General features: G+C 59.0%; 11 protein-coding genes. 6 read left to right on the plus strand and 5 right to left on the minus strand.

Annotation, left to right across the window (positions count from 1 at the left end; all coding sequences use genetic code 11):
- Positions 1 to 75: 75 nt before the first annotated feature.
- Positions 76 to 3,771 carry a YhdP family protein gene (locus tag CR159_RS14270; RefSeq protein WP_102074633.1) on the minus strand — a complete coding sequence of 1,232 codons (3,696 nt, stop codon included), beginning with the start codon at positions 3,769 to 3,771 and terminating at the stop codon, positions 76 to 78.
- Between the two features lie 104 nt (positions 3,772 to 3,875).
- Between CR159_RS14270 and glnE the strand changes: the two genes are divergently transcribed.
- Both glnE and CR159_RS14280 read left to right on the plus strand, forming a co-directional pair.
- A complete protein-coding gene (gene glnE / locus CR159_RS14275; protein WP_102074706.1) occupies positions 3,876 to 6,656 on the plus strand; it encodes a bifunctional [glutamate--ammonia ligase]-adenylyl-L-tyrosine phosphorylase/[glutamate--ammonia-ligase] adenylyltransferase in 2,781 nt (926 codons plus the stop codon).
- A gap of 50 nt (positions 6,657 to 6,706) precedes the next feature.
- Positions 6,707 to 7,396, plus strand: a complete 690-nt coding sequence (locus tag CR159_RS14280; RefSeq protein ID WP_102074634.1) for an epoxyqueuosine reductase QueH — start codon at positions 6,707 to 6,709, stop codon at positions 7,394 to 7,396.
- Between the two features lie 422 nt (positions 7,397 to 7,818).
- Here CR159_RS14280 and clpB read toward each other — a convergent pair whose 3' ends face one another.
- Positions 7,819 to 10,413 carry an ATP-dependent chaperone ClpB gene (gene clpB, locus CR159_RS14290; protein WP_102074636.1) on the minus strand — a complete coding sequence of 865 codons (2,595 nt, stop codon included), beginning with the start codon at positions 10,411 to 10,413 and terminating at the stop codon, positions 7,819 to 7,821.
- Between the two features lie 151 nt (positions 10,414 to 10,564).
- Here clpB and CR159_RS14295 point away from each other — a divergent pair, with 151 nt between their 5' ends.
- The 4 genes from CR159_RS14295 (at position 10,565) to fnr (ending at position 13,040) form a co-directional block, all read left to right on the plus strand.
- On the plus strand, positions 10,565 to 10,795 hold the full coding sequence (locus CR159_RS14295; RefSeq protein WP_102074637.1) for an AbrB/MazE/SpoVT family DNA-binding domain-containing protein: 231 nt from the start codon (positions 10,565 to 10,567) through the stop codon (positions 10,793 to 10,795).
- A gap of 15 nt (positions 10,796 to 10,810) precedes the next feature.
- A complete protein-coding gene (gene mazF / locus CR159_RS14300) occupies positions 10,811 to 11,149 on the plus strand; it encodes an endoribonuclease MazF (RefSeq protein ID WP_102074638.1) in 339 nt (112 codons plus the stop codon).
- Between the two features lie 85 nt (positions 11,150 to 11,234).
- Entirely contained in the window at positions 11,235 to 12,143 is a 909-nt protein-coding gene (locus CR159_RS14305; protein ID WP_102074639.1) for a LysR family transcriptional regulator, read from the plus strand.
- 168 nt (positions 12,144 to 12,311) lie between these two features.
- Positions 12,312 to 13,040 carry a fumarate/nitrate reduction transcriptional regulator Fnr gene (fnr, locus tag CR159_RS14310; RefSeq protein ID WP_102074707.1) on the plus strand — a complete coding sequence of 243 codons (729 nt, stop codon included), beginning with the start codon at positions 12,312 to 12,314 and terminating at the stop codon, positions 13,038 to 13,040.
- Positions 13,041 to 13,089: 49 nt separating this feature from the next.
- Here fnr and CR159_RS14315 read toward each other — a convergent pair whose 3' ends face one another.
- Genes CR159_RS14315 through ccoG form a run of 3 tightly spaced genes read right to left on the minus strand, consistent with a single transcriptional unit; the run spans position 13,090 to position 15,138 of the window.
- Positions 13,090 to 13,338, minus strand: coding sequence for a hypothetical protein (locus tag CR159_RS14315; protein ID WP_102074640.1), 249 nt, complete (start codon positions 13,336 to 13,338; stop codon positions 13,090 to 13,092).
- A 30-nt stretch (positions 13,339 to 13,368) separates the two neighbouring features.
- On the minus strand, positions 13,369 to 13,614 hold the full coding sequence (locus CR159_RS14320) for a FixH family protein (RefSeq protein WP_439650544.1): 246 nt from the start codon (positions 13,612 to 13,614) through the stop codon (positions 13,369 to 13,371).
- A 21-nt stretch (positions 13,615 to 13,635) separates the two neighbouring features.
- Positions 13,636 to 15,138, minus strand: a complete 1,503-nt coding sequence (gene ccoG / locus CR159_RS14325; RefSeq protein WP_102074641.1) for a cytochrome c oxidase accessory protein CcoG — start codon at positions 15,136 to 15,138, stop codon at positions 13,636 to 13,638.
- Between the last annotated feature and the right edge of the window lies 1 nt (position 15,139).

Consider the following 15,139-nt stretch of genomic DNA (forward strand, 5'->3'; position numbering starts at 1 on the left):
AAGTAAATAATGCCGCGCTGCGGCAGCCTTCACAGGCTGCGCAGCGCGGCATTATTGCTTTCCGTGTCCATTGCTTCAGTGCGGGACCAGCTCGGACTCTTTGTTGCCCTTGGGCTCGGTAGAGTGATTGGCTGGCACGACGGCATCGCTGATCCTGGGATCATCCCAGTCGCCATCGATATGGTATTGGACCGTCATAGCCTTGGCCAGAGGCGCTTGCAAGAGCCATTGCGTCAGGAAAGCACCAATCCCTACTATCGGGTTAATGGCGATGCCGGCGGCAATAGCCGCCCCACTGACATCCAGGTTGGGGACGACCACTGCCTCCAGATCCAGCTGTTCACTGATCAAATTGACGTCGCCGGCAATCACAATGGTGCCCACGGGACCCACCACCCTGTAGTCATCGGTGTTCATGACGCCGTCATCGAGCAGCAAGGTGCCGCGAAGCCTGTCATACGGAAACCCCTCTTTGATTAACCCCGCTGGGCTCACGTCCATGCGCGCCAACCTGTGCAGCGACTGCAGGGACAGCAATTCCAGCAGGCGCGACGAGCGCGAATTCACATTGCTGAAACGCCCTTTTTCCAGGTCGACGTCGACCTTGCCGCTGAGGTCGGCCTTGCTCACATCCCACGGCATATTGCGCCATTCGAACTGGCCGACGGCTTTGCCGCCCCCGCCTTTCATGATTTCCCCGAAACCGGCGTGCTTCAAGTACTTGCCCAGGTCGCTGAACTGCGCCTCGGCATTCAACGCCAATCCGCGATCCTTGCCACTGAGCCGCCACGTTCCGGAACCCGTCAAGGTCGCGCCCGGACCGGTCAGCTTCAGCTGCTCTAGCTGCCATAATCGTCCACGAGCCTGATTGACCCCGACGACAGACAGCTCACCGGCATCACGACCGTACAGGCGAAGACTCTTCACATACAAATTTACGCCAGGGATGTCCAGGTCGTCGCTGATCTGATAGCCGGGCTCATCATGCTCATTGCCCTTGGAAGCGCCATGCGTATCCTCGCTCCCAAGCGCCAAGCGGTCGAAATGGGCATCAATACGGCCGGCAATTCGGCGATGGGCTTCACGCCAAAACAAGGTGCCGGCCGTTTGCGACGAACTGATGTCCACGCGCCACTGTGCGACAGCGGGACGGCGGGCGGTAAAGGTCAACTCATCAAGCACCAGCCCCAGTGCGCGGGCTTTTTCGGTCTGCAAACGCAATTGGCGCAGTTCCGGCAACAAGGGGCGCTTCTGCTGCTGTTTCGTCTCCGGCAACGGTATGGAGAACTCGGTAACCACCCGGTCCCATACATCGACATCGACCGATGGGTAGCGAATATCGACACTCACGCCAGCCTGTGGCAGCTCCGGATTCCGATCCACGCCAAGCGCAGCGGAATAAAAATATGCGCCCGTATCCGTTCTTTCGTCATGCAGTAGCGTGGCGTTCATGTTTTTCCCCAGCGAAATCCCCAGCGCCATGCTCTTGCCATCGCTGTGTGGGCGCCAATCTACGCGCAAGGGTAACGGCTGGGCTGCGGTCTTTCCCAGGGGAGGCGGCAGGTCAAGCGACAGGCCCGATAAATCCGAATCTATCGTGAAGGACAAAGGCTGGCGGTCGGGACGGCGCAGAAAGGCTTTATACGCCACTGTCCCATGCAGGCGTTTCATTCCCTCCACACCCACAAAGTTCGTCAACGCGGCGGCACTCATTTGACCCTGCATCTGCAAGCCCTTCAATGCCCCCCCTACCCCACCGCTCAGCGATACGGGGCCTCCCAAGAACGCGGCCTTGATTCCGTTTGAACTGATTCCGGTATCGGTGAAGTTCAGAGTGCCGGACACCTGTGTAAACGGCGGTATGGCGGGCGAGAGGCGCACGCTATTGCCTGAAAACCGGATTGCGCCCTGTACGGTCGTATCGCGGCTATGAGTCAGGGGAATGCTCAGGATCAACGGAACCTCCCATTCGCCATCGCCCGTTGCTGCGTTCAATTCCTCATCCAGCAGTTCCCCCAACGGGGTATGCGTCATCAGCGCCAGGTAGGTTTCTGCCTTGCCCTTCGTAGCGCCCTGTATGGCTAGGATGGAATCACCGTCGAGGTCGGGAATATGGGCGGTAACGGAGCTCAGCTGTATAGGAAGGCGTGAGTCCGGATGCATCAATGCCCCGTCGGCCACCAAGCGCAAATCGGCGCGACTCAGCGCCACCCTGCCATGCATATCGGTGATGCGGGGCCAGCCCAGCGATTTGCCCTGCGCAGGCAGATAGTCGATCACACCTCCGGAGAACAGGCCCGCTACACGGAAAGCGCCCTTGGACGGGTCGTCCGCAAACGGAAAGTGCGCGAGATCGCCATTGAGCGTCAGGGACGCGTTGTTGATCTGGCCATCCAGCAAGCCGGTGGCCATCCAGTCGCGCGCCTCCTGGCTGACCACATTCGGCAGGTATTCGTCAATCGAGGCGATAAGCGCGCGAGGAAAGCGGCCATAGACGTCGATCAGTCCGGCAGGGCCGGACCCGCCCTCTTGCCAACTGCCGGCCAGGCTGCCTTGTATATCGCGATTGGACAGGTTTATGCGCTCGACCTCCAGCCGCAGGAATGAATCCAGGGTGGTCCGGGCACTGCCTTTTGCATCGAACTCGTCAAAACGCATCGGATGCCCGAACATGTCCGGCGCCAGGAGGCCGACGCCGCTGGCACTCAGGCGGAATTCTATCGGCGTACCGGGCAAGGCCGGGCCCGCTGGCCTGGGTGCGGGCTGACCGCCGACGTCAACCTTGGCAAGCGATGGAAATACATGCTGGAAGCCGCTCCACGCGCCTGCCAGATAGAGACGGAGGGATTCGGCCTCGATGTGGGCGCCATCATGGAGATCGTTGAGCCCCCACCGACCCTTCCAGGCCGTCATATCCGATGTGTAATGTTCAATCTTGCCGGCATTCAGTTCCACCCATCCCTTTGCCGACACTTCGCCCGACAAAAGTTGCCGGGGAGTATCGATCCAGGTGCTCCACCCTAACGGACTCATCCTGTCCACATGGGCATACAGCTGCCCCGCGCTATTTCGCAGCGAGAAGGCCTGCCCTTCCGCGGAGGCCAATTGCTTGAATTCGCCACGCAGGTCCAACGAACGCCCCAGTTCCGACGGAAGAACGGCACTCAGTGAAAAACGATGGTCAGTACCGCGATTCTGCACGACCAGTGTCATGCCGCTGAATACCAGGGGCATCTTCGTACGCGTTTCATCCAGCCAGCGCAACGTGGAATCGCGCAACACAAGCTCGCGCTGTGTCGCCAGCCAGCCCATCACTTCGTCGCTCACGCCGGTATCGTGCTGTTCCAGGGCGCTTGGCTCGAACGATCGCCCCATGACCCAGAACCGCTCAAAACGGTCGCGCCGCACACTGAGATCGACACCGCTGGCTTCGATATGGGAAAACTGAGGCGTCAACATGGCCAGGCTGCGCCAGCTCAGTTCCGCCTGCACATGCGGCAGGTCAAGCACCTTGCGTTGACGCCTGTCGGTCAATGTAACGTCGGACACCGCAAACCGCGGGCGCAGGCCGCTCCAGTCGGCACTGATCCGGCCCAGGCTCACCGTGACATTCAAGGTGGAAGACAGTTGCTGCGCTATTTGTGGCCGCCATTGATCAATATTGGGCAGCAGCCAGTACCTGACGCCCAGAAACAGGCCTCCCGCTACAAAATAAATGAGGAGTACTATCCTGGCGAGTAATGTGAAGAGTGAGGAAGCGATTCGTAGCACCGATTGAGAATTAGCCAGAACAGTATTATTTGCAGTATCTTGTACCCGCTTTCACGGTTTTCGTCTCGCTGTTTTTTCCAGCATCACCCTTTCTTCCAAACTTTATGTCACTCGCCATTATATTAGAGCCAGCCCTGCAATGGTCCGGCGCGCTGCGTCGCAAGCTGGGCGCCAACGGCACGTTTGAGCAATGGCTGATCAGCGCGATCGAACAGCCTGTCACGCCGGTCCTTATCCATGCCTGGTTCGACGAACTACGGCCGGGCGTCGGGGACACTGCACTTGCCCCGCCGGAAATACGCCGCGTGTTGCGCCAGCTGCGCGAACGCGTGTTCTTCACCGCCATGGTGCGCGATATCAACGGTTCCGCCGGCCTTCATGAGGTGGTGACGGCCATGTCCGCCCTGGCCGACCTGGCCGTGGCCGAAGCCTATAAAAGCATCGCGGGCAGCCTGGCCGAAGTCCATGGCGTGCCGCTGGATCCGCACACGGGCCGCCCGCAGGAATTGCTGATCCTCGGCATGGGGAAACTGGGCGGCGAGGAGCTCAATGTGTCGTCCGACATAGACCTCATCATGCTGTACGGAGAGGAAGGCGAAACCAACGGCAGGCGAAAACTCAGCCATCACGAATTCTATGGACGCGTCACGCAACGCATGATGCCGGTGCTGTCGGAGCTGGATGCCGACGGGCAAGTGTTCCGTACCGACCTGCGCCTGCGTCCGGACGGCGACTCGGGTCCGCTGGCCTGGAGCCTGGACGCCCTGGAGAACTATCTGGTGACGCAGGGCCGCGAATGGGAGCGGTACGCCTGGCTGAAAAGCCGTGTCATTCCTTGCAAGGCATTTCCCGACAGCGACCCAACCGGGCAGCTGGAGCAGCTGGAATCCCTGCGCACTCCTTTCGTCTACCGCAAGTACTTCGATTTCGACGCGCTGGCTGCATTACGAGGCTTGCGCGAACGGATACGCCAGGACTGGCAACGCCGTGCGTTGGCGCGCACAGGCGTCGATACGATCCATAACATCAAGCTTGGCGATGGCGGCATACGCGAAATCGAATTCATCGTTCAGTTGAACCAACTGATACGCGGCGGCCGCATGCCGTCGCTGCAGCAGCGTTCGCTACTGTCAGCCCTGCACGCACAGAAAGACGCGGGCGTCATTTCCAGCGAAGTCGCCGACACACTCGAGGCGGCCTATTGTTTTCTGCGACGGGTCGAGCACCGGCTGCAGTATCGGGAAGACGAGCAGACCCACCTGCTCCCCCGCGACGAAGACCAGCGCGTCGGATTGGCGCGATCCATGGGCATGACGCTATCGGACTTCGATACCCGATTGTCCGATCATCGTGCCTTCGTCGAGCAAAATTTCCGTAACGCCTTTCGCCTGGCCGGCATGGGCGGCGATGATGACAACGGCGACGACACATCGCCAACACACGCCGAAGCACCCTGCAGCAATCTGGCCGACCATATCCGTCTTCATCTGGGCACGCAGGCGCCGGCGATCTGCCAGCGCGTCGACGCGTTGATGGACAGCCATCGCATCCGCAGCCTGCCGGCAACCAGCCGAAAACGGGTTGAATCGCTGCTGCCTTCGATCATCAGTATCGCGGGCCAGACGAAACAGGCTCAGGAAACGACCATACGACTCTTGACGCTGGTTGAAAACATCGCACAGCGCAGCGCATACCTGGCCCTGCTGGCCGAATATCCCGATACCCTTGCACGGGTGGCCCGCATCGTCAGCGCCAGCCCGTGGGCCTCCGACTATCTGAGCCGCTACCCTCTCTTGCTGGACAGCCTGATCGAATGGCATTCTCTGCTGGAACCGCCTGACTTTCAACAGATCGCCAAGCAACTGCACAGCGAGCTGGACGCCTGCACATTGCCGGACGGGCAGCCGGACATCGAACAGCAAATGAACTTGATGCGCGATCTGCAGCATCAAATCACTTTTCAATTACTTGCCCAGGACCTGGAAGGCGTCGTAACGGTCGAACATCTTGCAGACCGCCTGTCCGCCCTGGCTGACACGCTGCTCGCTGAAACCATCCACCGCGTATGGCCATTGGTGCAGGGCCGTAAGAGTCGCAAGAACCTGACACCCCCACGATTCGCGATCATTGCGTATGGCAAGCTCGGCGGCAAGGAAATCGGCTACGCCTCCGACCTCGACCTGGTGTTTCTTTACGATGACCCGGGCGACGACGAAGCCGGCGAGATCTACGCCAAGCTCGGCAGGCGAATGTCGTCGTGGCTGTCCACCATGACATCGTCGGGCCGGCTTTATGAGATCGACCTGCGTCTGCGCCCTGATGGCGATGCCGGCCTGCTCGCCGTATCGGTCGAGGCCTTTGCCGAGTACCAGACCAAACATGCCTGGGCCTGGGAGCATCAGGCCATTACGCGGGCGCGATTCGTGGCCGGAGACCCGGAAATCGGCGAGCGCTTCGACCGCATCCGCCAGGAGGTCATGCTGCTACCGCGCGATCCCCAGTCCTTCAAGGCGGAAGTGCGTGGCATGCGCGAAAAGATCATTGCCGGACATCCCAATCCCGGACCCAATTTCGACGTGAAGCACGATCGCGGCGGCATGGTGGATGTCGAATTCATCACCCAGTACTTGGTACTTTGCCATGCACGGCAGCATCCTGTGTTGTTGGAAAACCTGGGCAATATCACGCTATTGCGCCTGGCGGCAGAGGCAGGCCTCATTTCCGACGATCTCGCACGACTGGCGGGCGATGCCTACAGGGAGTTCCGGAAATCGCAACATGCCTTGCGTCTGCAAGGGGCCGAGAAGGCCCGGGTGCCGCCGGATACACTGATCAAGGAACGCGATTGCGTGCAGGAACTTTGGAATACCGTGATCGGAGACTAAAATGGCCAAATCACCACCCATCGATACGCTGGTATCCACGCATTCCGACCATGACCGATATTGAACGCCCAACGCTCGTCCTGCCCGATAACCGCAAGAAAGTCCTCTTGCATTCATGCTGTGCGCCCTGTTCGGGCGAAGTCATGGAAGCAATGACCGCATCGGGCATCGACTATGCCATCTATTTCTACAATCCCAATATCCATCCCGACCGCGAATACGAAATTCGAAAAAACGAGAACATCCGATTCGCGGCCGAACACAACATACCGTTCATCGATGCCGACTATGATCGCGACAACTGGTTCGAGCGCGTGAAAGGCCTTGAAGACGAGCCCGAGCGTGGAGAGCGTTGCACGGTCTGCTTCGATATGCGGTTCGAGCGTACCGCGCTCTACGCGCACGAGCATGGCTACGATACGATATGCAGTTCGCTTGGAATTTCACGCTGGAAAGACATGAACCAGATCAATGGTTGCGGCGAACGGGCCGCGGCCCGCTATCCGGAACTGGTCTACTGGACATACAACTGGCGCAAGGGCGGCGGATCCGCCCGCATGATAGAAATCAGCAAGCGTGAAGAGTTCTATCAACAGGAATACTGCGGCTGCGTATATTCCTTGCGGGACACCAACCGGCATCGCCGCGCCCAAGGCCGTGACCGAATACAGATCGGCATCAAGTTCTACGGCAAGGACGAGCTGGAATTGAATCCGCCGCCCGCATTGCCACAGAAGTAAAGTGGGGATGGCGCCGTCGTCAAACAGGCGGTGGCTCTTGACACGCTTTAGTCTTGACACACTTTAGTCTTGACACGCCGCTGGCGTGGTGGGGGAAGGTAGCGGTCCGCGTTGCCTGGTCCGCCGCCCTGCGCGCCGGACCCCGCATCGCCTTATTCGTCCGCGCCTTCGCGCTCCCTTCATAATCGGCTCGCTCGGCCCCGACCGTCCCGCTACCTTCCCCCACCACGCCAACGGCTGCATCATGATTTTTGTGCCGGTGCCAGGAGGGACTGTGCTTGGCATTGGTTTGCTGCGGCTTGGTTGGGAAGAAAGAGGTCTTGCGCTCGCCCTGCACGGGCCGCCGACCGGCCCGCTTGGGCATCGGGAGGGGTGTGGCATACGGTGCCCCACCTCTCTGCCAAAGCCGGCCGCCTCGCCGCTTACTGCAAGGTCCTGGAAAACACGAACTTGTCGTTTTGCCAGTCTACCGGCACCACGTCCTTGGGCCCGAACTTCCCTTCCAGTATCAGACGTGCAACAGGATTCTCGATGTGCTGCTGAATAGCGCGTTTCAAAGGCCGTGCACCGAATACAGGATCGAAGCCGGCCCGAGCCAACTGCGCCAGTGCGCTGTCCGACACCTCGAGCCGCATCTCTTGCTGGGCCAACCGCTGCGCCAGCCGCTGCACCTGTATGCGGGCAATCGCCTCGATGTGCTTGGCTTCCAGTCCGTGGAAAACCACAACCTCGTCGATCCGGTTAAGGAACTCCGGCCGGAATGACGTTTTCAGCTCATCCCAGATCACTTCCTTGATGACGTCATAGGGCTGCCCCGCCATGCTCTGGATATGCTGCGAACCCAGGTTCGACGTCATGATGATGACGGTGTTGCGAAAATCAACCGTACGCCCCTGCCCGTCGGTCAGACGGCCGTCATCCAGCACCTGTAGAAGCACATTGAACACATCGGGGTGTGCCTTCTCGACCTCGTCCAGCAATATCACGCTATACGGCTTGCGGCGTACTGCCTCAGTCAGGTAACCACCCTCTTCATACCCTACATATCCCGGCGGCGCGCCGACCAGGCGCGACACCGAGTGCTTTTCCATGAATTCGCTCATGTCGATACGGACCATGTGATCGTCGGAGTCGAACATGAAATTGGCCAGCGCCTTGCTCAGCTCGGTCTTGCCTACCCCGGTTGGTCCAAGAAACAGGAAGGATCCGTAAGGGCGCGCAGGGTCGGACAAGCCCGCACGCGAACGGCGGATGGCATCGGCGACCAGGCTGACGGCTTCGTTCTGCCCGACTACCCTCTGGTGCAGGAAGTCTTCCATCCCCAATAATTTGGCCCGCTCGCCCTGCAGCATCTTCGAAACGGGAATACCGGTGGAACGTGATACCACTTCGGCAATTTCCTCGGCGCCGACCTGAGTGCGCAATAGTCGCGGCTTTTCCGTATCGCGTTCCGCTTGTTGTCCTGCCTCGGCCGCCTCCAGGCGCCCTTCCAGCTCAGGGAGCTTGCCATACTGGAGCTCGGCGAGCTTGTCGAACTGGCCCCGGCGCTGCAATTCCGCCATTTCGGAACGGACGCGCTCGATTTCCTCTTTGATCGCTTGCGAACCCTGTACAGCGGCCTTCTCAGCCTTCCAGATTTCTTCGTAGTCGTTGTACTCGCGCTGAAGCTTCAGCAGCTCGTCCTCAATGGCCTTGAGGCGCCGTTGCGATCCCTCGTCCGTGTCTTTGTTCACGGCCTCGCGCTCGATCTTCAATTGGATGATGCGTCGATCGAGTTTGTCCATGACTTCGGGCTTGGAGTCGATCTCCATGCGTATGCGTGCGGCGGCCTCGTCGATCAGATCGATGGCCTTGTCCGGAAGGAAACGGTCGGTAATATAGCGATGGGACAATTCCGCCGCCGCAACAATGGCGGGGTCGGTAATGGCCACCCCGTGGTGCAACTCGTAACGCTCCTGCAAACCGCGCAAGATCGCAATGGTGGACTCGACATCAGGCTCATTGACCAGCACCTTCTGGAAGCGGCGTTCCAGCGCGGCGTCTTTCTCGATGTACTTGCGGTACTCATCCAGCGTGGTCGCGCCTATGCAATGCAGTTCTCCGCGCGAGAGCGCGGGCTTGAGCATATTGCCGGCGTCCATGGCGCCTTCGGCCTTGCCGGCGCCCACCATGGTGTGCAATTCATCAATGAAGACGATGGTTTTGCCGTCGTCCTGAGACAGTTCCTTGAGTACCGCTTTCAACCGCTCCTCGAACTCGCCGCGGTACTTGGCACCCGCAAGCAGTGCCGCCATGTCCAGCGACAGCACACGCTTGCCCTTAAGCGTCTCGGGGACCTCGTTGTTGACGATACGCTGGGCCAGGCCTTCGACGATGGCCGTCTTGCCCACACCAGGCTCACCGATCAGTACCGGATTATTCTTGGTCCGGCGTTGCAGTATCTGGATTGAACGGCGAATTTCGTCGTCGCGCCCGATAACGGGGTCCAGCTTGCCCTGGCGGGCACGATCGGTAAGATCGGTCGTATATTTGGATAAGGCCTCGCGGTTGGATTCACCCTCGGAATCGGACACGGCGGCCCCGCCGCGTACTGCATCAATCGCGGTTTCCAGCGCCTTGCGCTGCAGGCCAGCCTCCTTCAGGATACGCGCTGTTTCGCCCTTGTCGTCGGCTAGCGCCAGAAGGAATAATTCGCTGGCAATATAGCTGTCGCCCCGCTTCGATGCCTCTTTGTCGGTGCGTGTGAAAACGGCCTGCAGTTCCCGGCTCACCTGGATATTACCTTCGGCCCCCTGCACTTGCGGGTAGCTTTCGATAAGTGTGTTCAAAGACGGCCCCAATCGGTTTACCGCCACGCCGGCGCGCGCCAGCAGGCTTGCCGCGCCGCTATCGCCATCGGCCAGCAAAGCCGCCAGCACGTGCGCGGGTTCGATATAGGGATTGTCATGCTTGGCGGCCAAGCTCTGCGCATCGGCGAGTGCTTGTTGGAATTTTGTGGTTAATTTGTCGAATCGCATAATCATTTCACATGAAAAGAGAGCTGCTACGCTCGAATGAAGAATAGGTGCGGCCATAACAAGGGATTTCAAGGGCCGCTCTTGTTGACACACCGTCTAAACTGTTAAGCTCGCAGGAGCCGGTTTATTCCAACGTGCAAAGGAGCCCGTCATGCGTGGAGTGATAAAAAAATGGGGCAACAGCGCGGCAGTTCGCCTGCCCTCTTCAATGATGAAAACGCTCAAGCTCGACCTGGAAGACATGGTCGAGGTCAAGGTAGAGCGCGGATGCATCGTCCTTGAGCCGATTCGTTCACAGGAATATCTGCTCTCCCAATTGCTCAGCGGCATAAAGCCCAGCAACCTGCATGCCGAAATCGATTTCGGCATCGCCGATAACTGATCGCCGGGAGCCGCCATGAATAAACGTTACGTACCGGATGCAGGCGATATCATCTGGCTGCACTTCGACCTACCCAAAGGCAGTACTGCACAAGACTATAAACCCGCCCTCGTGCTCAGTCCCTTGTCCTACAACAAGAAAACTGGTCTTGTCGTATGCTGTGCAATAACGTCTAGCATCAAGGGCTATCCCTTCGAAGTGTCGATCGCACCCGAGAACCGTCTGGCGGTGCTAGCCGACCAGGTCAAAAGCCTGGATTGGGTTAATACAAAAATAAGCCATCACGGACGTGTCGACTCGAACGAACTCGGTCAGGTACGGGCAAAATTGCACGCGCTCATTTTCAAGGCGTGAGCCCTGGCATTGACGCCGGCTTTGCTATCATTCGCTTCCCATAGCCGAAAACCGGCCGCACGCTGTCCGCCTTTACTTCATCCGCATGGACAAATTCAAACAACTCAAGAGCTTTGTGGCTGCCGCCACGCTGGGCAGCCTTTCCGCCGCGGCGCGCGCCGAAGGCGTGGCGCCTGCCATGATGGGACGACGCATCAATGCCCTGGAAGCTCGCCTGGGCATCAAGCTTTTACTACGCACCACACGCCGGCTTACCCTCACTTCCGAAGGCAGTGCCTTTCTCGAAGAGGCACAGCGCATCCTGCGCGATCTGCACGATGCTGAAACCCGAATTGCACAAGGCGGCGTCAATCCCAGCGGCCATCTGCGCATCAGCGCTCCCGCGGGCTTCGGCCGTCGCCATGTGGCGCCCCTGCTTCCGGACTTCATCGCGACCTACCCCGACGTAACGCTTGCCCTGGACCTGAGCGACCGGTTGGTCAATCTTATCGAAGAAGGCTACGACTGTGCCATCCGCATTGGCGAGCTCGACGATTCCCAGATAGTCGGGCGCCGCATCGCCGACAACAAGCGCGTAATCGTCGCCGCCCCGTCGTATCTGGGCCAACATGGCCGGCCCAACACGCCGGCAGACCTCACGCAGCACAATTGCCTGTCGTTCGGCGATCAGGGCAATCAATCCCGAGGCTGGCTGCTGGCGGAAGACGGCCAGGTCAAAGCCATACGGGTGAAAGGCAGCCTTGCATGCAGCGACGGCTCCATCCTGCATCAATGGGCTTTAGCAGGCTATGGCCTGGCGTGGCGCTCCCTGTGGGAAGTTCGTGAAGATCTCGAAACAGGCCGGCTGGTAAGCGTACTAGACGAATATGCTGCGCCCGCGAATGGGATTTTCGCCATGCTGCCCGAACGCAAGCATCTGCCATTGCGCGTGCGCCTGTTTATTGATATGTTGCGCGCGCACTATGCGGCGCCTTCCTACTGGGAAACGCATTAGCAGAAAAACCACACTTATGGCCACTGGCCTGCATGACTTCGGCGATCCCGTATACTTGATATAGATCAATCGCAGGAATTGCGTGCTTGTGCAGTAAAATCGCCGCAAATTCCCCGAACCTGCCCGAAAATGCTGCATAAGCAGCTCACCCTCCGCCGCTGTACCCGTATGCAAAAGAAAATTACCGTTACTCCCGATTCAACCCGTTGTTCGACATGCATGCTTAGCGAGATATGCCTGCCATTGGGCATGGCTCGCCATGACGTCGACAAACTGGACGAACTGATCAAGGAACGGATCCGCATCCCGAAGGGGTCGGCGCTTTTCCATCTGGGTGACAAGGCTGAGGCGGTGTACGGCATACGATCCGGATCGCTGAAGACGCAACTGGAAGATGTCAACGGCCAGGTTCAGATCACCGGCTTCCTCCTTCCAGGTGAAATCCTGGGCATGGACGGCTTGCTGGAAAATCGGCAGGTATCCCACGCCCTTGCGCTTGAAGATAGCGAAGTATGTGTAATACGCATCGACGAACTGGACCAGCTATCACAGCACCTGCCGGTTCTGAACCAGCAGCTTCGACGCCTGATGAGCAAGGAAATAAACCGCTCGCATCAATTGGTGATGTCGCTGGGTTCATTGCGTTCGGAACAACGCCTGGCTGCTTTTCTGATTAATTTGTCGCAACGCCTAGCGGCACTGGGCTATTCGTCCACCGAATTCCTGCTGCGCATGAGCCGCGAGGAAATCGGCAACTACCTGGGTCTGACCTTGGAAACAGTAAGCAGGCTGTTTTCGCGCTTCGCCCGCGAAGGCGTGCTGCATATCCAGCAACGCCAGGTTCACATCATCGATATCCAGGCCCTGCGCGCCCTGGCCGGCACCGATTGCGGTTGATTCCCGCGTAGACGGCGTTGACCAGGCGGAGTCGCCTGGGCACGACGCCTTAAATAGGGTCGCCGAAGTCGTCGAGCACCTGGCCGCGCGGCGCCATATGCAGGGTCAAGGCACTGGACAGCGCTGCCATGATCCAGAACAGGAAGAAACCCGCCGCATACGCGAACTGCCGGCCTATCTGCACGTAGCCCAGAAAATTGATGTCGAGTGGATCGACAAGCGCGAACACCGTAGCACTGGTGGCGCCCGCGATAAGAAACGATGGCCATAATACCCACATTAACGCACGCCACTTCATATCGGCCCCCCTTGTCTTGTCGATTTATTGTCAGTGTTCCGGCGACGCTTGCGTCGGATTCGTTGCTACCGCCGGTTTGCTTACCACCAGTCCCCGCTTGATGCCGCCATCAGTAATTGCCTGATCGCTAAAATTCTGCACAGCGAGAAAGATGGTAATAATACAGCCAATCATAGCTGCAGCAGGGCCCGCCATCAGTATCCAGGGCCAGGGTTCACGCCACCACGGTTTGGCGGGGCGTGGTTCCATCTGTTCTTTGGTAGCGACTTGCGGCATAAGACCTTCCTTTGTCGACATTTACTTGGGTACAAAAAAGCTGGAGCGTTCGACCACGACATTCTCGTCACCCTCGGCGGAAGTCGCCGTCGCCGTCAGATTGATGTCGTAGAGTCCTGGCTTGACTTCCTGGGTCGGAGCCCGCAGCACCACCGGTACCAGTTTATTGGACGCGGCGTCGATTTCCAGCGAGTTCGAGGAACTGTCGGCAGTGAGTATGGACAGACCCGGCACGCCGCTGGCTCCAAGGGTGATCGTCAACGGAGATTCTGTCGTATTGATGATTTGAAGGCGGTACACGTTTTCTATCATTCCGCCGGCCACCTCGCGTCCGAGTACGCCTCGATCCCGGATCACGTCCACGCGCAGCGTAGTGCGCGTCACCAGCGAAATGACAAAGGCAATGCTGATTAGCGTGAGAATGGCCATGTACGCGAGAACACGCGGCCGGAACAAGCGCTTGCGTACCTGCGGCTGGGTAAGGCCTTCGGTAATGGCCCGGCCCGATGTATAGCGGATCAATCCTTTCGGATAGTCCATTTTTTCCATGACCTGGTCGCATGCATCGACACAGGCGCCGCAACCTATGCACATGTACTGCAAGCCGTCTCGGATGTCGATGCCAGTAGGACAGACCTGCACACACAAGCTGCAATCGACACAATCCCCCATGCCCGCTTCTTTGTGATCGATACGGCGCGAGCGTCCTCCCCGCGGTTCGCCACGCTCAAAGTCGTAGGTGACCACGTAGGTGTCATCATCGACCATAACGCTTTGGAATCGCGCGTAGGGGCACATGTACTTGCAAACCGCTTCACGCATGAAGCCCGCATTTCCCCACGTGGCGAATGCATAGAAGGCCATCCAGAACCATTGCCACGGCCCCAGCGACAAGGTAATCAAGCCCATGCCCAGTTCGCGTATCGGCGCAAAATAACCGATGAAGGTAGAGCCGGTCCACCAGGCAATGAGAATCCAGACGGTGTGCTTGGCGGCTTTCAGTCGCAGCTTGCGCCAGGTCCAGGGCTGTTCGTCCAGGCGTATGCGCGCTAACCGATCGCCCTCGATGCGGCGTTCGACCCACATGAAGATTTCGGTGTAGACGGTTTGTGGACAGGCGTAACCGCAGAACAGGCGCCCGGCCATGGCGGTAAAGAGAAATAACGCGAAGGCCGACAGCACCAGCAAGACCGCGAGGTAAATCACGTCTTGCGGCCACAGCACCATGCCGAATATGTAGAACTTGCGCGCGGCCAGGTCCAGCAATACTGCCTGGCGCCCGTTCCACTGCAACCATGGAAGACCGTAGAAAATGAGCTGGGTCAGCACGACCATGGCAATGCGCCAGTGCGCAAACAAGCCCGACACCGAACGTGGATAAATCTTCTTGCGTACGTCGGCCAGGGCCTTTTCGACCTGAGGAGACGAACCACCGCCCACTTTCGTGACCCGCGGCGGCTGCCAGGCCGGTGCTGCCGCCGTTGCAGGGCCTTGTTCCGGGTTTACGGATGGTTCGCTACTCATG

Origin of the sequence: Pollutimonas subterranea (assembly GCF_002849655.1) — a bacterium.
GTDB lineage: Bacteria > Pseudomonadota > Gammaproteobacteria > Burkholderiales > Burkholderiaceae_B > Pollutimonas > Pollutimonas subterranea.

Bases quoted from the DNA above. Each gene is read 5' to 3' on its own strand.
- glnE (WP_102074706.1), top strand. From the start codon at position 3,876: ATGTCACTCGCCATTATATTAGAGCCAGCCCTGCAATGGTCCGGCGCG.
- CR159_RS14280 (WP_102074634.1), top strand. From the start codon at position 6,707: ATGACCGATATTGAACGCCCAACGCTCGTCCTGCCCGATAACCGCAAG.
- clpB (WP_102074636.1), bottom strand. From the start codon at position 10,413: ATGCGATTCGACAAATTAACCACAAAATTCCAACAAGCACTCGCCGAT.
- CR159_RS14295 (WP_102074637.1), top strand. From the start codon at position 10,565: ATGCGTGGAGTGATAAAAAAATGGGGCAACAGCGCGGCAGTTCGCCTG.
- mazF (WP_102074638.1), top strand. From the start codon at position 10,811: ATGAATAAACGTTACGTACCGGATGCAGGCGATATCATCTGGCTGCAC.
- CR159_RS14305 (WP_102074639.1), top strand. From the start codon at position 11,235: ATGGACAAATTCAAACAACTCAAGAGCTTTGTGGCTGCCGCCACGCTG.
- fnr (WP_102074707.1), top strand. From the start codon at position 12,312: ATGCAAAAGAAAATTACCGTTACTCCCGATTCAACCCGTTGTTCGACA.
- CR159_RS14315 (WP_102074640.1), bottom strand. From the start codon at position 13,338: ATGAAGTGGCGTGCGTTAATGTGGGTATTATGGCCATCGTTTCTTATC.
- CR159_RS14320 (WP_439650544.1), bottom strand. From the start codon at position 13,614: ATGCCGCAAGTCGCTACCAAAGAACAGATGGAACCACGCCCCGCCAAA.
- ccoG (WP_102074641.1), bottom strand. From the start codon at position 15,138: ATGAGTAGCGAACCATCCGTAAACCCGGAACAAGGCCCTGCAACGGCG.